A 20577-nucleotide genomic window follows, 5' to 3' on the forward strand; every position below is an offset into this window, starting at 1 on the left:
TACAAGGGATAGAAATGCATAACGGCGTGATGAAGGCCTGGTTGGAGTCATCTCACCTGGCTGGTGCGAATGCTAGCTATATCGAGGATCTTTACGAATCCTTTCTGGAAAATCCTGACTCCGTGTCCGACGAGTGGCGCAGCCTGTTTAGCGAGCTGCCCCAGGTCAATGGCCACGTGGTTGAACAACCTCACTCCCAGGTCCGCGATTATTTCCGTCGTCTGGCCAAGGATCCTTCCCGTTACAGCGCCCCTGTTACCGATCCCCAAGTGGATGCCAAGCAGGTACGGGTGCTGCAGCTGATCAATGCCTTCCGTTTCCGTGGTCACCAGAATGCCAATCTGGACCCGCTGGGCCTGTGGCAGCGTGAAACCGTTGCCGAACTGGATCCCGCATTCCACAACCTGCAGGGCGCAGACATGGAGGCCACCTTCAATGTGGGCTCCTACGCCATCGGTCGCGAGACCATGGTACTTGGTGATCTGTACGCCTCGCTGAAAAAGACCTACTGCAGCAGCATAGGTGCCGACTACATGCACCTCACCTCCACGGAAGAGAAGCGCTGGCTGCAACAGCGTCTCGAATCCATTGAAGGGAAGGGGAGCTACACCCTCGAAGAGAAGACCCGTTTCCTCGAGAGCCTGACCGCCGCCGAAGGGCTGGAGAAATATCTGGGCGCCAAATTCCCGGGGGCCAAGCGCTTCTCGCTGGAAGGTGGCGACGCCATGATCCCCATGCTCAAGGAGCTGATCCGTCGCGCCGGTGAGCAGGGCTGCAAAGAGGCCGTCATCGGTATGGCCCACCGTGGCCGCCTCAACGTGCTGATCAACGTGCTTGGCAAACGCGCACAAGACTTGTTCGACGAGTTCGCCGGCAAGCATGGGGAGTCCTGGGGCACCGGCGATGTGAAGTACCACATGGGCTTCTCCTCCGACTTCGCGACCCCGGGTGGCAACGTGCATCTGGCGCTGGCATTCAACCCGTCCCACCTCGAGATCGTCAACCCTGTTGTCATCGGTTCGGTGCGCGCGCGGATGGATCGCCATGGCGACAAGGATGGCGCAAGCGTGTTGCCCATCACCATTCACGGTGACTCGGCTATGTCCGGTCAGGGCGTAGTGGCCGAGACCTTCAACATGTCCCAGACCCGTGCTTATGGCGTGGGTGGGACGGTGCGCATTGTCATCAACAACCAGGTTGGTTTCACCACCTCTTACCATCGTGATCTGCGCTCCACCGAATATTGCACCGACATCGCCAAGGCGGTACAGGCGCCAGTGCTGCACGTTAACGGCGATGATCCACAAGCCGTGGTGCTGGTGACCCAGATTGCACTGGATTACCGCAATACCTTCAAGCGCGACGTGGTGATCGAGCTGGTCTGCTACCGTCGTCATGGTCACAACGAAGCTGATGAGCCGAGTGCGACCCAGCCCTTGATGTACCAGCAGATCAAACAGCACCCGACCCCGCGCAAGATCTACGCCGATCAGCTGGTGGCCGAGGGCGCTGTCAGTCAGGAGCTGGCCACCACCCTGGTCAACGACTATCGCGACACCCTGGATCGCGGTGAGCGGGTGAGCAAAGAGTGGCGGCCGATGGAGCTGCACTCCGTCGACTGGACCCCCTATCTGGGTCACGACTGGGCGATGCACTATGACAGCACCTTGCCGCTGGATTACCTCAAATCCCTCGGCGATCGGGTGAGCCAGTATCCGGCGACCCATGTGCTGCAGCGTCAGGTTGAGAAAATTTACGAAGACCGTCGTCTGATGGCGGCGGGTGAGAAGTTGCTGGATTGGGGCTTTGCCGAGACTTTGGCCTATGCCACTTTGGTGGACAAGGGCTCCCGCATCCGCTTCACCGGTGAGGACTCCGGCCGTGGCACCTTCTTCCACCGCCACGCCGTGGTCCACAATCAGACCGATGCCAGCACCTACACCCCGCTGTGCAACCTGCACGACGAGCAGGGGCCGTTCGAGATTTACGACTCGGTGCTGACCGAGAACGCGGTACTGGCCTTTGAATATGGCTACGCCAGCGCCGAGCCGGCTGGCCTCACCATCTGGGAAGCCCAGTTTGGTGACTTCGCCAACTGTGCCCAAGTGGTGGTGGATCAGTTCCTCTCCTCCGGCGAGCAGAAGTGGGGCCGGATGTGCGGCCTGACCATGCTGCTGCCGCACGGTTACGAGGGGCAGGGCCCGGAGCACTCCTCCGCCCGTCTCGAGCGTTTCTTGCAGATGTGTGCCCAGCACAACATGCAGGTGTGCGTGCCCTCTACCCCGGCGCAGGTATTCCACATGCTGCGTCGTCAGGTGATCCGTCCGATGCGCCGTCCGCTGATCGTGATGACGCCCAAATCCCTGCTGCGCCACCCACTGGCGGTGAGCAAGCTCGAAGAGCTGGCGGAAGGCACCTTCCAGAATGCCATCGGCGAGATCGATGCGCTGGATCCTAAAGCGGTCAAGCGCGTGGTGTTCTGCTCCGGCAAGGTCTATTACGACCTGCTCGATGCTCGTCGCAAGGCCGAGCAGCAGGATGTGGCACTGGTGCGGATTGAGCAGCTCTACCCCTTCCCGGAAGAGGAAGTGCGCGCCATTCTGGCCCACTACAGCCATGTCACCGACTTTGTCTGGTGTCAGGAAGAGCCCCAGAATCAGGGCGCCTGGTACTGCACCCGTCACCACTACGATGGGGTGCTGCCGGTCGGTGCCACCCTGCGTTATGCCGGTCGCCCCGCGTCAGCCTCGCCGGCCGTTGGTTATATGTCTGTCCACACCAAGCAGCAAAAAGCCTTGGTGGAAGATGCCCTTACCCTGTAAAGCCTCTGGCATAGAAGTAAAAGGAACTGATTAGATGACTATCGAGATCAAGGTACCGGACCTGCCGGAATCAGTGGCCGATGCCACTATCGCCACCTGGCACAAGAAGCCCGGTGATCTGGTCGCCCGTGACGAAGTGCTGGTCGACATCGAAACTGACAAAGTAGTGCTGGAAGTGCCGGCACCGCAAGCCGGTGTGCTGGGGGAGATCCTGCAAGGGGAAGGGGCGACCGTGTTGTCCCGTCAGCTGATTGCCATCCTCAACGCGGCCCCGGTGGCGGGTGAAGAGACCAAAGAGAAACCGGCAGAAGCGGTGGCCGATGACGGCGCCGATGGCTTGAGCCCCTCGGTGCGCCGCCTGATTGGCGAGCATGACATCGATGTGAGCAAGGTAACTGGCACCGGCAAAGGCGGTCGCATCAGCAAGGAAGATGTGGAGGCTTACATCAAAGCGAAGAGCCAGCCTGCAGCTGCCGCGCCCGTCGCTGCTGCCCCTGCGGCCAAAGTGGCGCCGCTCAGCGGTCGTAGTGACAAGCGGGTGCCGATGACCCGTCTGCGCAAACGCATTGCCGAGCGTCTGCTGGAAGCGAAAAACACCACCGCCATGCTGACCACCTTCAACGAGGTCAACATGAAGCCGATCATGGATCTGCGCAAGCAGTACGGCGAGATCTTCGAGAAGAAGCACGGCATCAAGCTCGGCTTCATGTCCTTCTACGTGAAAGCGGTGGTCGAATCCCTCAAGCGCTATCCGGAAGTGAATGCCGCACTGGATGGCGATGAAGTGGTTTACCACAACTACTTCGATGTCAGCATCGCCGTCTCCACCCCGCGCGGGCTGGTGACCCCGGTATTGCGCGACTGCGACAACATGAGCCTGTCGGACATCGAGAAGGCCATCAAGGATCTGGCGGGCAAGGGCCGTGACGGCAAGCTGACCGTGGATGAACTGACTGGCGGCAACTTCACCATCACCAACGGTGGCGTGTTTGGCTCCCTGATGTCCACCCCGATCATCAACCCGCCCCAGAGCGCCATTCTGGGGATGCACAAGATCCAGGATCGCCCGATGGCGGTCAACGGCAAGGTCGAGATCCTGCCGATGATGTACCTGGCACTCTCCTACGATCACCGTCTCATCGACGGACGTGAATCGGTCGGCTTCCTGGTCTCCGTCAAGGAGCTGCTGGAAGATCCAACCCGTCTGTTGCTGGACGTCTGAGCACTGTAATACCCGAGTGAGCGAAAGATAACGAGGGGCCGCCCAGGCCCCCATTCATAGGGGATTGAGAAACACCAACCCCGGACGGAAATACCTACAACACGGATAGAGCATCTATGAATCTGCATGAATATCAGGCAAAAAAGCTGTTTGCCGAGTATGGCCTGCCGGTCTCCGAAGGTTATGCCTGTGCTACCCCACAAGAAGCGGCCGAAGCGGCTGACAAGATTGGCGGCAATATCTGGGTCGTCAAATGCCAGGTGCACGCCGGTGGTCGCGGTAAAGCGGGCGGCGTGAAAGTGGCCAAGAGCAAGGATGAGATCCGTGCTTTCGCCCAGAACTGGCTTGGCAAAAATCTGGTGACCTACCAGACAGATGCGGGCGGCCAGCCGGTCACCAAGATCCTGGTTGAATCTTGCACCGACATCGCCAAAGAGCTCTACCTGGGTGCCGTGGTTGACCGTGGCTCACGCCGCGTGGTCTTCATGGCCTCTACCGAAGGTGGCGTGGATATCGAGAAGATTGCCCACGAAACCCCCCATTTGATCCACAAGGCGGCCATCGATCCGCTGGTGGGTCCGCAGGCCTATCAGGCCCGCGAACTGGCCTTCAAGCTGGGTCTGGTCGGCGATCAGATCAAGCAGTTCACCAAGATCTTCTTAGGCTTGGGCAAGATGTTCCTCGACTGCGACTTCGCACTGCTGGAGATCAACCCGCTGGTGATCACCAAGCAGGGCAACCTGCACTGCCTGGATGGCAAGATCAACATCGACGCCAACGCCCTCTATCGTCAGCCCAAGCTGCGCGAGATGCACGACCCGTCACAGGATGACCCCCGCGAAGCGCACGCCGCCCAGTGGGAGCTCAACTATGTGGCCCTCGATGGCAACATCGGCTGCATGGTCAACGGCGCCGGTCTGGCCATGGGTACCATGGATATCGTCAACCTGCACGGCGGCAAGCCCGCTAACTTCCTTGACGTCGGCGGTGGCGCCACCAAGGAGCGCGTAACCGAGGCGTTCAAGATCATCCTCTCCGACAGCAACGTCAAAGCGGTGCTGGTCAACATCTTCGGCGGCATCGTGCGCTGCGACATGATCGCAGAAGGCATTATCGGTGCGGTCAAGGAAGTGGGGGTCAAGGTGCCCGTGGTTGTGCGTCTGGAAGGCAACAATGCCGAGCTGGGTGGTATCAAGCTGGCCGAAAGCGGCCTCAACATCATTGCGGCCAAGAGTCTGACCGATGCCGCGCAGCAAGTCGTCAAAGCAGCGGAGGCCAACTGATGAGCGTACTGATTAACAAGGAAACCCGAGTCATCTGCCAGGGCTTTACCGGCGGTCAGGGTACTTTCCACTCCGAGCAGGCGCTCTCTTACGGCACCCAGCTGGTGGGCGGCGTTTCTCCGGGCAAGGGCGGCACCACCCATCTGGGCCTGCCGGTGTTCAACACCGTCCGTGACGCGGTTGAAGCGACCGGCGCCACTGCCTCCGTCATCTATGTGCCGGCGCCGTTCTGCAAGGACGCGATCCTGGAAGCGATCGATGCGGGCATCAAGCTGATTGTCACCATCACCGAAGGCATCCCGACTCTGGATATGCTGGATGTGAAAGTGAAGCTGCAAGAGACCGGCGTGCGGATGATCGGCCCCAACTGCCCCGGTGTTATCACTCCGGGTGAGTGCAAGATCGGCATCATGCCGGGCCACATTCACAAACCGGGCAAGGTGGGCATCGTCTCCCGTTCCGGCACCCTGACCTACGAAGCGGTCAAGCAGACCACTGATGAGGGCTTTGGCCAGTCCACCTGCGTCGGTATCGGTGGCGACCCCATCCCGGGCTCCAACTTTATCGACATTCTGGAGATGTTCCAGAACGACCCGCAGACCGAAGCGATCGTGATGATCGGCGAGATCGGCGGCAACGCCGAGGAAGACGCGGCCGCCTATATCAAGGCCCACGTCACCAAGCCGGTGGTCTCCTATATCGCCGGTGTTACCGCGCCTCCCGGCAAGCGGATGGGCCACGCTGGCGCCATCATCTCCGGTGGCAAGGGTACCGCCGCCGACAAGTTTGCCGCGCTGGAAGATGCTGGCGTGAAAACCGTCCGCTCCCTGGCCGATATCGGCAAGGCCCTGCGCGAAGTGACCGGCTGGTAATTCCTTATCGCCCGTTATCTCTAATAAAAATGCCGCCCAATGGGCGGCTTTTTTTATTGATGTTGGTTTATATACATGGTAGTTAAAGTAAATGTGTATTATTTTAATGTGCTAGCTGTAAATATAGGCCAGTTTTCTATGTCAAAGTTATCTCCCCGGTACATACAGCGGTTGACCAAGGCTTCAATCTCTCTTTCCACATCTATTTTTGGTGGTCTTGTAAAAATATGACTTTCATTTTCGTAAGATAAAAACTTCTCTGTGAAATTATGCTCTTTCACATACAACTTCATTTCTCTAGACAAATCCATCGCTATAGATGATAGCGTGTCTATACTTTCATCTACGGTTTTAAAAAAACATTCCGAGAGCCTAATGAAATTTATTATGTCATGGAATGTCTTTTTTCCAAAAAAATAACTTGGTTCAAAGCTAATGTTGTATGATTGAGACGCACCTATCTTACTTTCATACAATGTAGTTATTAATCGATCACTCATGGCTTTTTTTTCTTTCATTAGTGCCAATATATCATTATATTGACCAATTGCTATTTGAATAAAAACTGGATTGCTTGCTGTGAAATGAAAGACGATTTTTTCTTTTGGTTTTACTAAAAAGCTTAGAGATGCAGCATCAATAGATACTGCTGTTAGTTCACCGTACACTAAGTTCATCGATCTAAAGGAGCGTTGTATGCTAGTTTGATTTTCAATTTTCCTCATATAAACATGTTTAATGGACTTCAGTTGCTCTATACAGCCCGCGATCGTTATTAATATTTTTGACGCACTTTCTATATTTTTTTCATGTTCTTTTTTTAAGTCGTCACGCTTTTGTTTGTCCAATGCATAAAAATAGGATAGAAGTGTTGATCCAAATATTCCTGCAATAGCACCAAACCATGCGGGTATATTTCTCATTCCTGCTCTCAATATGTCAAAAATAGAGTTAGGTTTGTTAAATATTTCAGGCGAAATGAAAAGGCTTATACTGATGCCCACCAGCATTAGCAATGTCATTAATAAAATAATTCTTTGTAGCATTTTAAATCCATTTTAAATATTGGTTAAGGTGGTTGGTGTAGAAGTAGTTTATTTTTTATGGTTGTGAATATCAATGGTTGATTGTTTTGAGATCATGCGAGGAGATTTGGAGCATCTATCTTAGCTATCACATCTACAATCAGATTATCGTTTTATAACCTGCCCCTGACCTATGAATCTCGTATGTTGGGCTTCGCTACGTTCTGCGCCAACCTACCAATTACGCTATCGCCCTGAGTGACAACCCGTGGGATCGAATAGCGAAGCGTATTCGGACAATCGGGGAGTTAGTATGCCACAGCCATTGCCTGCGGCCAGAATCGAGTAGCCCAAGATTGTTACGCTGTTGCAACCAAGTTGGTTGATGCTGTTTCGTTGGTGAATCAATCCTGCCGCTGCTTGGGGCAGCTAGCTGGCCATGCTGGTTGCCAATGCCCCGCCGATTTGGGTTAAAGAGCCAAGCCGAACGCGGGCTAACTCCCGCTTATTGACCTTTGTGTAGCTTCCATCGCAATCAGTTCTGGCTATCACTCTCGGAAGTAAAAATGCCGACCCAAAGGTCGGCATTTTGCTTTTACAAGGTACCGGGCTGGCGGCATATGCGCTTAGCTCACCGCTGACGAGATCCTCACACTCGCCATTTCGCCTGAGCCTATTGGCTAAAGACCGTCTGCCCGCGAAAGACGGTGCGGGTGACTTTGGTATCGGCGATCTGCTCTGGTTTGCCGCTGGCGACCAACTGGTAAAGATCCCGGTCGAGCACGATAAAGTCAGCCGATTTGCCCGCTTCGATGGAGCCGCTGACGGCCTGCTGGCGCACCGCTCGGGCGCCGTTGATGGTGTAGGCATCCAGCATCTGATCGAGGGTGATGCGCTGGCTCGCCCGAAAGTCATCGCCGCTTTGGGGGGCATGGTTGACCCCGGCGGCCATATTGACGAAGGGGCGCGGATCGCGGCTGTCGACCGGTGCATCGCTGCCGGCCACCAGAATGGCTCCCGCCTTGCGCGAGCTGGCCACCGGATAGAGGGCCTGCTTGAGATACCCCTTGGGATCGTACATCGCCTCATGCAGGGATTGCCCCTTGCGGGTTGGCTGGATAAAGGGGGTGACCAGCATGTCGTATTCGGGCTGGGGGTTGGTCCAGGCGTAGGTGAAGGTAAGGTAGAGGCCAAGCTGGCCGAGCCGCTGCTGATCGTCCGGATGTACCACCTGCAGATGGGCGAGGGTGTGGGGAATACCGTGATCGCCGTTGCTGGTGCGGGCTGCTTCCAGTGCATCGAGGGCCATGCGGGTAGTGCGATCGCCGATGCTGTGCATATGGATGCCAAAGCCCGCCTTGTCGAGTTCCCCTACGTAGCGGGTGAGATCGGCGGCGCGGTAGTTGACCAGCCCATTGCTGCCGGCATCCTCGCTGTTGGCGGTGATGGTGACCTGCTCGCCTGCCTCATCCATGGCGAGGTGGGGCGTCTGGTAGTTGGCCAGCATGCCTGCGTTGGGCAGGAAGGGGGGCGTGCTGAAGGGATCCCCTTCCAATACCCCGTCGAGGAAGATCTTGACCGCATCGGCCTTGATCAGCGGATCGCTGACGAACTGGTCGCGCACCCGGTTGGCCTTGGCCAGATGGCCGCTGATGTCGAGCTTGCCGCTGTAGTCATCCTCGTGAAAACAGGTGGCGGCGGTGACCCGCATATTGAGCAGCCCCTTATCTTCCATCTCCCGCAGGCGATCGCGGATAAAGTCGGTGGCACAGGCATCCTGAATACTGGTGATGCCGCGCGAGGCCATCAGGGTCGAGACGGCGGGCAGGATCTGGCGATACTGGCTTGCCGCCTGCTCGTCATGGGCGCTGAGCAGGCCGCTGTCGGGGGCGGGGATGGCGCTGCGGGCCCCTTCGCGGATGACGCCGCTATCGAGATCCACATAGGGTTTGAAGGGGGCAAAGAGGCCGCCCGGCGCCAGCGTGGCGGCGGTGAAGCCTATCTGTTTGCCGCTCTGGTTGGTTGCCTGCGCCAATGCTCGCGAGTTGTAGGCGCTGGCGTGGCCATCGACCCCGGCCAGCACCACCGGATTGTCGGGGGCGGCGGCATCGAGGGCCGCCAGTACGGTTTTATAAGCGGCGGTGGGGGTGTTGCCCTCGTAGGGGGACCACTGATTGATCACCAGCCAGTCGCCAGCCTTGGGGGCGTAGCGGGGCAGGCAGCGCTTCACCTTGGCCGCCAGCTCGCCGAGATTGACCGGCTTGCCGTCGAGATCGCACATATCGAGCGCCACCGTGCCAAACAGGTGGATATGGTTGTCGTGCAGCCCCGGCAGCACCATCTTCCCCTGCAGATCCACCACCTGGGTGTCGGGGGGGCTGAGCGCCTCGGCCCCTTGCCTGTTTCCCACATAGAGGAACTGGTCGCCGCTCACCACCATGGCCTCTGCCACCTGGCGCAGGCCATCCTGGGTGTGGATCTTGCCGTTGAGGTAGAGGGTGCGCGCGGCGGTGGGCGGTTGCGTTTGCTGGCAGCCCGCCAGCGTGGCCGCCAGCAGCGGGGCGAGCAGCAACAATGTGCAGGAAAGGGAGTGGTGTGGTGCCTTGCAATCCATGCAGTGATCTCCTTGAAGGTCGGGTTTTGTGCAGCGTTTACTGCAAATAGCGCGATCTCTTTATGGCTGCCCGGTCAAAAAATGCCAGCAATTGCTGCAAATATTTAACGTTTTGTTTACTATGTCACATCAATCGGTGGCGAGCGGTGCGCAGTGCCCGTTTTGCTGATGTACCAAGATGTACAACCAGAGCGCCTTGCCGATGGGCCAACAACCGGGAGGAGTGATGTCAGAGGAGTCAGTGACCGAGGGGCCGTTACCCCAAGTGCTGGCCATGCGCCGCCAACCCAAACAGCAGCGCAGTCAGGCGGTGGCCAGCCGTATCGAGGAGGCGACCCTGAGCCTGTTGCAGGAGCAGGGTTTTACTGCCCTCAATACCAATGCCATTGCCGATCGGGCGGGGGTGGGGATCAAGTCGCTCTACCATCTCTATCCCAACAAGGAGGCGATCATCTGCCGCCTTGCCATGGGGTGGCTGGCGGCGGTCTGCGAGGCGCAGCAGGCGATCCGGCTGCAGGCGACCAGCTGGCCACAGGCGCTGGTGCTGCTCGACGAGGCATTGGAGGCGCTGGAGCGCCGCTTTGTCGGCTATGGCGCCTTGTGGCACGCCATGGATCTCATCCCCGATCTTCAAATTGTCGAGCAGCAACATGAGCGGGGACAGGTGCTGTTCTGGTCAGCCTTGTTGCGTGATTTTGGCTGCCGCTGGCCCGAGCCAGAGCTCACGAGTCTGGTGCGCTATTTCTATCGCACCGCCGATGTCACCAAGCAGTGCACCCGGGCCGACGGGGATCTCGGCCAGCAGATGTGGCTGCTGCACCGCCACTGGAGCGAGCAGCTGATCGCTGCCGCCATTGTCGAGCCCGACCCCGAACGGGTGTGGCAGGCAAGGCCAGCCCTGCTGCTGGGCACAGCGGTGCAGGCCAAGGTGGCGCCATAACAGGCACCGCAAGGTGTGCGGGCAGGCGCTCTTTGCCATGATCGGCTGGCATCTATCTGGCAAGATATCTCTGCGAGGTGGGAAATCAGGGAAATCTGGGACACCTATCTTTTTGACAGCAACCCCATCGCGGTGGAGGTGCGGCTGGTTGGTTGCCACCAACTGCGATCTGCTCTCCATGATCAAGAACAAGCGCTTTAGAAGCGGCCTCTACTACTAAAAGATCGCTGTCCACACTCCTCCGCTATCTGTGCCGTAGCGGTCGGCCGGATGGCGCCATTCTGGTGACCAGCTGCGCCAGCTTAGAGATGGGGCAAAAGTTTGCCAGCGCAGGTGGGAGATTTTGCTCGCCATCTCCGTCGCCACTGAATTGGCGGTCGAGCGGGCCGAGCAGACCGGGCTGACGCTGGTGGGTTTTTGCCGCCTCGGACGGGCCGAGATCTACAGCGGTTGTCAGCGGATCTTGCTTAAGTGATGGAAAGCTACAGGCCCACTCATCAGGCAAAGACGACTGACTAAAAAACAAGCAATAAAAAGGCGGGGAGTGTGACTCCCCGCCCTTGTTTTTTCTGCTTCTGTAGCGAATTAGCGCGCCAGCAGGATACGCAGCATGCGGCGCAGCGGCTCGGCGGCGCCCCACAGCAGCTGGTCACCCACGGTAAAGGCGGCCAGATACTCAGGGCCCATATTGAGTTTGCGCAGACGACCCACCGGAATGCTGAGGGTGCCGGTGACGGCCGCCGGAGTCAGCTCGCGGGCGGTGATGTCGCGATCGTTGGGGATCACTTTCACCCAGTCGTTGTGGGCAGCCAGCAGCGCTTCGATCTCCGCCAGCGGCACATCCTTTTTCAGCTTGATGGTGAAGGCCTGGCTGTGGCAGCGCAGGGCGCCGATCCGCACACAGAGACCATCCACCGGAATGACGGCGTTTTCGATACCCAAAATCTTGTTGGTCTCGGCCTGACCCTTCCACTCTTCGCGGCTCTGGCCGTTGTCGAGCTTGGTGTCGATCCAGGGAATGAGGCCACCGGCCAGCGGCACGCCGAAGTTGTCCACCGGCAGGGTGCCGGAGCGGGTCTTCTCGGTGATCTTGCGCTCGATGTCGAGGATGGCGGAGGCAGGATCGGCCAGCTCGACCGCCACTTCATCGCGCAGCATGCCCATCTGGGTGACCAGCTCGCGCATATGGCGGGCACCGCCACCGGAGGCTGCCTGATAGGTGGCCACGCTGACCCACTCCACCAGATCGGCCTTGAACAGGCCGCCGAGGGCCAGCAGCATCAGGCTGACGGTGCAGTTGCCGCCAACGAAGGTCTTGATGCCGTCGTTCAGGGCTTGCTCGATCACGTCGCCGTTGACCGGATCCAGAATGATGACGGCATCTTTCTCCATCCGCAGGGAGGAGGCGGCGTCAATCCAGTAACCCTGCCAGCCAGCGGCTTTCAGACGCGGATAGACATCCTTGGTGTAGTCGCCGCCTTGGGCGGTGATGATGATATCCTGCTTGGCCAGCGCCGCGATATCGAAGGCGTCCTGCAGGGTACCGGCATCGACGCCAAAGTTGGGTGCGGCCTCACCGGCCTGGGAGGTGGTGAAGAATGTGGGTTGAATATGGGCGAAATCCTGCTCTTCCTGCATCCGGCTCATCAGAACCGATCCCACCATGCCACGCCAACCGACCAAACCTACTTTTTTCATAGTGTCCTACCCTGGATTGCTGCTAAAGAAACTCGCGATGACACCCGTAACCCCTTGTCTGGCGACGCCTGTTTACAAGCGGTTTACAGGCCATTTAAAAAATATGCGCTGCGAAAAATGCGTCTATCCACATTACGGATTGTGGCGGCTTGCGCAAGTCGAATTGCGCAATATTCTGTGCCGTTTGCTGCATTAACCGGCAGGGACCGCGTAGCTGCGACAGGCGGGTGGGGGAGAGGTCAATATCAGACGAAAAGGCCACCGGTTATGGCGGTGGCCTGTCAATAAAATGGCAAGTGAAACAGCCCGACAGCGTGGGCGCTTAGCCGTAACGGGCGAGGGTCAGCCCCTCATCGCTGATGGCGGGTTCGCTGCCGCTGATCAGATCGCACAACAGCTGACCCGAACCGGCCGCCATGGTCCAGCCCAGGGTGCCGTGGCCGGTATTGAGCCAGATACCGGGAATGGGGCTCGGCCCCACCAGCGGGGTGCCGTCCGGCGTCATGGGGCGCAGGCCGGTCCAGAACTCGGCCTTGCTGATATCACCCCCCTCGGGGAAGAGATCGCCCACCACCATCGCCAGAGTGTCGTGGCGTCTCGGGTTGAGGGCAAGATTGTAGCCCGACAGCTCCGCCATGCCGCCGACCCGGATCCGCTCGTCAAAACGGGTGATGGCCACCTTGTAGGTTTCATCGAGCACGGTACTGCGCGGCGCGGCCTCGGCGTTGATCATCGGCAGGGTGAGGGAGTAGCCCTTGACCGGATAGACCGGCAGCTCCAGCCCGAGCGGGCGCAGCAGCGGCCGCAAAAAGCCGGTGGCATAGCTGCCGAGCGCACAGACGATGGCATCGGCGCGATAGCGCTGCTCGCCCGCCCGCACCGCCACGGCGCGGCCACGGGCTTGCTCAATCTCGTCGATGTCGCAGTTGAAGACGAACTTGACCCCGAGCTTCTCGGCTTCAAGGGCAAGGGCCTTGGTGAAGCGGAAGCAGTCGCCGGTCTCGTCGCCGGGCAGACGCAGGCCGCCGACGATTTTGCCACGCACCCGCGCCAGCGCAGGCTCTGCCGCTTCGCAGCCGCTGGCATCGAGGGACTGGTAGGGGACGCCATACTCCTCCAGCACCTCGATATCGCGCTGGCTGGCATCGAGCTGGGATTGGCTTCTAAACAGCTGCAGGGTGCCGAGCTGGCGCCCTTCGTAATCGATGCTCAGCTCGTCGCGCAGCAGCTTCATGCAGTCGCGGCTGTATTCGGCCAGACGCACCATGCGCCCCTTGTTGGTGGCATAGGCGGTCGGGGTGCAGTTGGCGAGCATTCTGAGCATCCAGCGCAGCTGGAAGGGGTCGGCGGTAGGGCGCACCGTGAAGGGGGCATGCTTTTGCAGCATCCATTTGGCGGCCTTGAGCGGGATGCCAGGGGCCGCCCAGGGGGCCGCATAGCCGGGGGATATCTGCCCGGCGTTGGCATGGCTGGTTTCAAGGGCGACGCCACTCTGCCGCTCCAGCAGGGTCACCTTGTGACCCGCTTTGGCTAGATACCAGGCGCTGGTTACCCCAATCACGCCGCCACCGAGTATGACAATCTTCATACCGTCTTTCCTTGACTGATGTTCTGATGTGGCCACCACCTTAATCAGCCGCCACAGGATATTCAACCGCTCTGCGCAGGATTGGGATCTTCATCTGCCGCTATCGAACTGGCTGGTGTTTGTGGTGCTAAAAGGGCGATGCCCCAGTTACATGTTGTGTGTGACTTAATCTGGCCAAGGGGCCTGTGGTATGTCATTTGCTGGAGCGTGGGGAAATCACTGCCAGCAGGGTGGGGAGGCAAGTCTGGCAGTGCCAGGTTAGCTAAGCAAGGTATTGGCAGGCGGGTGTATTTTGATGGTGGTTCCCAAGTCGATTGCAGACTGGTCTTCCAACACGTTGTGGTGACAGTGCCTGCTTTATCGGGGCTATGAGGTAAAAGCGGCTTTTGTTGACTAACTTAATATTTAAGAGGGTGTAAATCGACTCATTCTATTCAGCATAACGTAGAAAATAGCACCGCATGGGATGTGGATCATGAACAATGAGCATGCAGGGACGAGCACAATTTCGTTGCAGGTAGATCTTCGGCAGGTGGTGTATGCCCTGTCGGCGTCACTTGATTTGGTGGGGATCGGTGATGTGGCTCATGGTAAGCGGGTCGGGATTATGGCTGCAGAATGTAGCCGTAACTTGGGAATGGATGATGTTGAACGCTGCTTGTTGTTCGAGTTAGGGGTGCTGCACGACATCGGTGTCTCTTCAACTATTACTCACCATCACCTTGTTAGCGAGTTCGATTGGGAGTCGTCCCAGCGCCACTGTGAGGTGGGATATCAACTACTCAAGGACTTTCGACCGCTGGCCCCTCTGGCTCTGCCCATCCGTTATCATCACACCCACTGGTATCAGCTGTGCAAGCTGCGTGAAGTCGACGCCAAGGTCGCTCTTCAGGCGAACCTTATCTTTCTGGTGGATCGCTGTGATGCGCTGGCAGCACCCTATTATGGTGATGGCACACTGTTGCTGCATACCAGTGACATTCGCGCAAAATTGCAGTCATGTAGCGGCGAGTTTTTTGCCCCTGAGCTGGTGGATGCCTTTTTGGACACCTCCCGTGCGGAAGCGTTCTGGCTGCAACTGGAAGCTAGAGCCATCAATGATTACATGTTGGAAATGTTGCGGGAGCGGGAACCTTGCTTGACCTCCAATGGAGAACTGAAAGCGCTGGCGCGGATCTTTTCCGGCATTGTTGATGCCAAGAGCCCCTTTACCATGGCTCACTCCCTGGGGGTTGCCCGTGTGTCACGTTTGCTAGCCGAAGATATGGGGGTCAGTAGGACTCATTGCGATATGCTCGAAATCGCGGGATTATTGCACGATCTGGGCAAGCTCAGGGTGCCGGACGAAATTTTGGATAAACCCGGCCGTCTGACGGGGGCCGAGCGTGCCGTTATCAATACCCACAGCTTCGAAACTTACCAGATTTTGCGCCATATCGAGGGATTTGAAGAGATCGCCTGTTGGGCTGCTTATCACCACGAAGAGCCTGATGGAGAGGGCTACCCATTCCACCTGCCCGCCTCTGCTATGGCATTGGAGGCGCGCATTTTACGGGTAGCGGATATTTTTCAGGCGATGGTGCAGGATCGGCCTTATCGGTGCGGTCTGCCCACCGGTGAGGTGCTTGCCTTTATGATGCAACTGGCAGGTCAGGGGCGAGTCGATCCTGCAGTGGTTGCGGTCCTCGCTGATAATCTGCCAGCCATGATGCAGGCGGCCATTCCGGTTGCCAAAGCGGTTGATTTATATGGCCACTAACGTGCGGGTGGCGGCGCACATCTAACCGCGAGCCAGCTATGCTTGCAATAAGCGGTGCATAGCGCTTGCCGGAATAAGCGCATGAGGCCAGCGTTACTGACCACAATAGGGGAGTCGATATGGAATCGCTAAAAGCCCAAGATTATATGCAAAGCAGGCCCATTACCTTCACTGCCGACATGATGGTGCAGTCTGCGGTCGAAAAATTTTTGAACAGTCATCAATTGGGCGGCCCGGTGGTGGATGAGAAGGGGCATTTGATCGGCTGGATCTCGGAGCAGGATTGTATTGCTGTGATGCTCAAGGAGGCCTATCACTGCGAGCAAATAGCGCAGGTCAAGGATGTGATGCGCAACGAGGTGCTGACGGTCGGACCCGATACCAGCATTCTGGCACTGGCAGAGATGATGATGGGGCAAAAGCCGAAGATCTATCCGGTGGTGCAGGATGGACGGCTGCTCGGGGTGATCAACCGTCACAACGTGATGCAGGCCATTCACGCCCAGCTTACCAGTTGTTTTGTCCACCATTCCCACGGCTGATCCCCAGATATTCTCTTCCCCAAAGCAGGCTTCGGCCTGCTTTGACTATGTTGGGGCATCAATTAGCGATGATGTATGCCATCACAAAAAATGTCCCAATTCGTTCGCTGATCATCAGTGGCACATCCCGGCCGCTTGGCTTGCATGATGTTAGGGCTTGCACCTGTGTCACTCGCTCTTTAGGATCTGCCGCAGCTTATCGATATGGCCCCTTGTCGGGCTCTCATTTAAGGAATTCGTACCTTGTCTCTCTCTATCGAGGCGCTGCGCCGCCGCCTTTCCGCCTGCATGAACCTCGACGCCCGTCGTCTCTCCAGCCGTCTGCACGGGGTCAAGAAACTGCCGGAGGCTAAGCAGACTGCTGTGCTTGAGACCATTGCCGCTGATCTGGATGCCGCGCAAGCGCGCTATCAGTCGCGTCTGGCCGGCGTGCCCAAGGTCACCTATCCAGCCAACCTGCCGGTCAGCCAGAAGCAGGGGGAGATCGCCAAAGCGATCAGTGAACATCAGGTGGTGATCATCGCCGGGGAAACCGGTTCGGGCAAAACCACCCAGATCCCCAAGATTTGTCTGGCCCTCGGGCGCGGGGTGAAGGGCTTTATCGGTCACACCCAGCCGCGACGTCTGGCGGCCCGAACCGTTGCTGCGCGTATTGCCGAGGAGATGGAGTCCGAGCTGGGTCAATATGTGGGTTACAAGGTGCGCTTTACCGATCAGGTGAGCGAGCAGACCCACATCAAGCTGATGACAGACGGTATTTTGCTGGCAGAGATCCAGAATGACCGGATGCTCACCCAGTACGACACCATCATCATCGATGAAGCCCACGAGCGCAGCCTCAACATCGACTTCATTCTGGGTTACCTCAAGCAACTGCTGCCACGGCGCCCGGACCTCAAGGTGATCATCACCTCGGCCACTATTGATCCGCAGCGTTTCTCTCGCCATTTCAACAAGGCGCCGGTGATCGAGGTCTCCGGCAGGACTTATCCCGTTGATGTGCGTTATCGCCCCCTTGCCAGTGATAAAAGTGAAGGGCTGGAGGAGCGCGACGAGCTGCAGGGGATCTTCGACGCGGTAGAAGAACTGGCCCGTGAAGGGCTGGGGGACATCCTGATCTTCATGAACGGTGAGCGGGAGATCCGTGATACCGCCGATGCCTTGCGCAAACTCAATCTGCGCGATACCGAGGTGTTGCCGCTCTACGCCCGTCTCTCCAACGCCGAGCAGAACAAGGTGTTCCAGCAGCATGCAGGACGGCGTATCGTGCTCGCCACCAACGTGGCAGAGACCTCACTCACAGTGCCGGGCATCCGCTATGTCATCGATCCGGGTACAGCCCGGATCAGCCGTTACTCCTGGCGTACCAAGGTGCAGCGCCTGCCCATCGAGCCGGTCTCTCAGGCCAGTGCCAACCAGCGTAAAGGGCGTTGTGGCCGAGTGGCGGACGGTATCTGTATCCGGCTTTACTCGGAGGAGGATTTCAACGGCCGTCCGGCCTTTACCGATCCCGAGATCTTGCGCACCAACCTGGCGTCGGTCATCTTGCAGATGCTGGCGCTGGGGCTTGGCAATATGGAAGCCTTCCCCTTCGTTGAGCCACCCGAGTCGCGTCATATCAAGGATGGCCTGACGCTGCTCATAGAGCTGGGAGCGGTACGTGAACTGCCGGCCCGTGAATCACAAGGGCAGGAGCTGGAAGCCAAACTGCAACTGACCGATACCGGTCGTCAGCTGTCGCGCATCCCCCTTGATCCCCGTCTGGCGAAGATGGTGATCACCGCAGCGCAAACCGGTTGTTTGAGTGAGGTGATGGTGATCACCGCCGGTCTCAGTATCCAGGACCCTCGCGAGCGGCCGATGGAGAAAAAGCAGGCCGCCGACGAGCAGCACCGACGCTTTGAAGACAAAGACTCGGATTTTCTCGCCTTCGTCAATCTGTGGAACTACCTCAAAGAGCAGCAGGATCTGCTGGGCAGCAACCCGTTCCGCCGGATGTGTCAGAAGGAGTTTCTCTCCTCCCTGCGGGTACGCGAATGGCAGGATATCCACTTCCAGTTGCGCCAGACGGTAAAAGAGCTCGGTTTTAAAGCCAACCATGAACCGGCAGACTTCAAGACGGTGCACTGTGCGCTGTTGACCGGGTTGCTCAGCCATATCGGTAACAAGGATCTGGAAAAACCTGAGTTTCTCGGCGCCCGCAACGGTCGTTTCCACCTCTTCCCGGCGTCTGGTCTGTTCAAGAAGCCGCCCAAGTGGGTGATGGCCGCCGAGTTGGTGGAGACCTCACGGCTCTACGCCCGGGTCAACGCTAAGATCGAACCCGAATGGGTGGAGCCGCTGGCAGCGCATCTGATTAAATTGCACCACAGTGACCCCCATTGGTCGAAGAAAAATGGTGCCGTGATGGCCAAGGAGAAGGTGACCCTCTACGGTCTGACCCTGGTCAATGAGCGGACCATCAACTTCAGCACCCTGGATCCGGCCCTGTGCCGTGAGCTGTTTATCCGCCGCGCGCTGGTGGAGGGGGATTTCGAGACCCGTCATCGCTTCTTTGGCGAAAACCGCAAATTGTTGGCCGAGGTGGAAGCGCTGGAGCACAAATCCCGTCGCCGCGACATTCTGGTGGATGACGAGGATCTGTTCCGCTTCTACGATGCCCGTTTGCCGGAGGAGGTGATATCAAGCCGCCACTTCGACAAATGGTGGAAGGAGGCCCACAAGCAGGATCCCGAACTGCTCAACTTCGAGAAAGAGATGTTGATGAAGGGGGATGCGGCCCACATCAGTGATCTTGATTATCCCAACTTCTGGCAGCAGGGGCGGCTCAAGCTCAAGTTGAGCTATCAGTTTGAACCGGGGGAGGCTGCCGATGGCGTCACCCTGCATATTCCGTTGCCGCTACTGAATCAGGTAGACGTGCAGGGGTTCGAGTGGCTGATCCCCGGGCTGCGCCACGAGCTGTTGGTCGCGCTGATCAAGTCGATGCCAAAGCCGATGCGCAAAAACTTCGTACCGGCGCCCAACTATGCCGATGCGCTGCTGGCCAGCCTTAATCCCGAGCAGGGGCCGTTGTTGGACGAGATGGAGCGTCAGCTGCGGCGGATGACAGGGGTCACCGTGCCTCGCGAGTCGTGGGACTGGAATGCGGTGCCCGATCACCTGAAGCTCACCTTTCGGGTAGTGGATGACAAGCACAAGCAGGTGGCGGAAGGGAAAGATCTGGACGCGCTGAAAGAATCCCTGCGTGGCAAGGTGCAGGAGACCTTGTCGCAAGTGGCTGATGACGATATCGAACAATCCGGCCTGACCCTCTGGAGCTTTGGCGAGTTGCCGCAGGAGTACAGCCAGAAGCGGGGCGGTTTCGAAGTGAAGGCTTATCCGGCGCTGGTGGATGAGAAAGACTCGGTCTCCATCCAGCTGGTGGAGAGTCCGGTGGCCCAGCAGCAACTGATGTGGGCGGGTCAGCGCCGGCTGGTGCTGCTCAACGTGCCTTCTCCCATCAAGTACCTGCAAGAGAAGCTACCCAATAAAGCCAAGCTGGGGCTCTACTTCAATCCCTTTGGCAAGGTGGCCGAGCTGATTGATGACTGCATCGCCTGCGGTTGCGACAAGCTGATCGCCCAGCATGGTGGATTGGCATGGGATGAGGCCGGTTTTGAGGGGCTCAAAGAGTTTGTCCGGGCCGAGCTCAACGATGCGGTGGTGGAGGTGGCCAAGCAGGTAGAGGCGGTGTTGACCCTCTCCCATGAGATCAAGAAGCGGCTCAAGGGCAAGATGCAGCTCGATACCGCGTTCGCCATGTCAGATATTCAGCTCCAGCTCGACAAACTGATCCATAAAGGCTTTGTGACCGAGACCGGCTGGCAGCGGCTGCCGGACTTGTTGCGTTACTTGCGTGCCATTGAGCGGCGCATGGAGAAGTTGGCTATCGACCCCAACCGGGATCGGGTCTACATGCTCAAGGTGCAGAGCGTGGAAAGCGATTACAAGGGGCTGTTGGCCAAGATCCCCAAATCCCAGCTGGTACCGACCGAGGTGGCTAATATCCGCTGGATGATCGAGGAGCTGCGGGTGTCATTTTTTGCCCAGAATCTGGGGACCCCCTATCCGGTTTCAGATAAACGGGTGCTTAACGCCATTGCGCAGTGCTAAGCTGCTATCTGTCTGTTTTAACAGCGTGATATAGAGAATGAGAAGGGGCTGCTGTGT

12 protein-coding genes and 1 pseudogene are annotated in these 20577 nt (G+C 58.1%); 9 read left to right on the plus strand and 4 right to left on the minus strand.

The features are described from left to right. Positions 1–14 precede the first annotated feature (14 nt). From sucA to sucD, 4 genes are all read left to right on the plus strand, one after another. Positions 15–2822: a 2-oxoglutarate dehydrogenase E1 component gene (gene sucA / locus CK911_RS05805; RefSeq protein ID WP_098969295.1), complete on the plus strand. Its 2808-nt coding sequence runs from the start codon at positions 15–17 to the stop codon at positions 2820–2822. Between the two features lie 34 nt (positions 2823–2856). Then, the gene (gene odhB, locus CK911_RS05810) at positions 2857–4044 is read left to right on the plus strand and encodes a 2-oxoglutarate dehydrogenase complex dihydrolipoyllysine-residue succinyltransferase (RefSeq protein ID WP_098969296.1); all 1188 of its coding nucleotides are present in this window, start codon (positions 2857–2859) and stop codon (positions 4042–4044) included. A 116-nt stretch (positions 4045–4160) separates the two neighbouring features. Beyond that, a complete protein-coding gene (gene sucC / locus CK911_RS05815) occupies positions 4161–5327 on the plus strand; it encodes an ADP-forming succinate--CoA ligase subunit beta (RefSeq protein ID WP_042023890.1) in 1167 nt (388 codons plus the stop codon). After that, positions 5327–6199: a succinate--CoA ligase subunit alpha gene (sucD, locus tag CK911_RS05820; protein WP_033116130.1), complete on the plus strand. Its 873-nt coding sequence runs from the start codon at positions 5327–5329 to the stop codon at positions 6197–6199. The genes sucC and sucD overlap by 1 nt, the downstream gene beginning before the upstream one ends. Before the next feature lie 98 nt (positions 6200–6297). Here the strand turns inward: sucD and CK911_RS05825 are convergent, their stop codons facing one another. Together CK911_RS05825 and CK911_RS05830 are read right to left on the minus strand one after the other, a co-directional pair. Next, positions 6298–7245, minus strand: a complete 948-nt coding sequence (locus CK911_RS05825) for a hypothetical protein (protein WP_098969297.1) — start codon at positions 7243–7245, stop codon at positions 6298–6300. Positions 7246–7897: 652 nt separating this feature from the next. Next, positions 7898–9838, minus strand: coding sequence for an amidohydrolase (locus tag CK911_RS05830; protein WP_098969298.1), 1941 nt, complete (start codon positions 9836–9838; stop codon positions 7898–7900). Between the two features lie 274 nt (positions 9839–10112). Between CK911_RS05830 and CK911_RS05835 the strand changes: the two genes are divergently transcribed. Both CK911_RS05835 and CK911_RS05840 read left to right on the plus strand, forming a co-directional pair. Further along, entirely contained in the window at positions 10113–10778 is a 666-nt protein-coding gene (locus CK911_RS05835) for a TetR/AcrR family transcriptional regulator (protein ID WP_172954090.1), read from the plus strand. Positions 10779–11002: 224 nt separating this feature from the next. After that, positions 11003–11253: pseudogene (locus CK911_RS05840) on the plus strand (formate dehydrogenase accessory sulfurtransferase FdhD); the annotation flags it as partial. A gap of 110 nt (positions 11254–11363) precedes the next feature. Here CK911_RS05840 and asd read toward each other — a convergent pair. Both asd and CK911_RS05850 read right to left on the minus strand, forming a co-directional pair. Then, positions 11364–12476 carry an aspartate-semialdehyde dehydrogenase gene (asd, locus tag CK911_RS05845; RefSeq protein ID WP_033112620.1) on the minus strand — a complete coding sequence of 371 codons (1113 nt, stop codon included), beginning with the start codon at positions 12474–12476 and terminating at the stop codon, positions 11364–11366. Between the two features lie 322 nt (positions 12477–12798). Further along, positions 12799–14064 carry a D-amino acid dehydrogenase gene (locus CK911_RS05850; RefSeq protein ID WP_098969300.1) on the minus strand — a complete coding sequence of 422 codons (1266 nt, stop codon included), beginning with the start codon at positions 14062–14064 and terminating at the stop codon, positions 12799–12801. Between the two features lie 466 nt (positions 14065–14530). On the opposite strand from CK911_RS05850, the gene CK911_RS05855 reads away from it, so the two are divergent. From CK911_RS05855 to hrpA, 3 genes are all read left to right on the plus strand, one after another. Then, positions 14531–15823: an HD-GYP domain-containing protein gene (locus CK911_RS05855; RefSeq protein ID WP_098969301.1), complete on the plus strand. Its 1293-nt coding sequence runs from the start codon at positions 14531–14533 to the stop codon at positions 15821–15823. Between the two features lie 119 nt (positions 15824–15942). Next, a complete protein-coding gene (locus CK911_RS05860) occupies positions 15943–16365 on the plus strand; it encodes a CBS domain-containing protein (protein ID WP_042023873.1) in 423 nt (140 codons plus the stop codon). A gap of 243 nt (positions 16366–16608) precedes the next feature. Beyond that, on the plus strand, positions 16609–20520 hold the full coding sequence (gene hrpA, locus CK911_RS05865) for an ATP-dependent RNA helicase HrpA (protein WP_098969302.1): 3912 nt from the start codon (positions 16609–16611) through the stop codon (positions 20518–20520). Positions 20521–20577 lie beyond the last annotated feature (57 nt).

Source organism: Aeromonas sp. CU5 (assembly GCF_002586745.1).
Taxonomy (GTDB): Bacteria; Pseudomonadota; Gammaproteobacteria; order Enterobacterales; family Aeromonadaceae; genus Aeromonas; species Aeromonas sobria.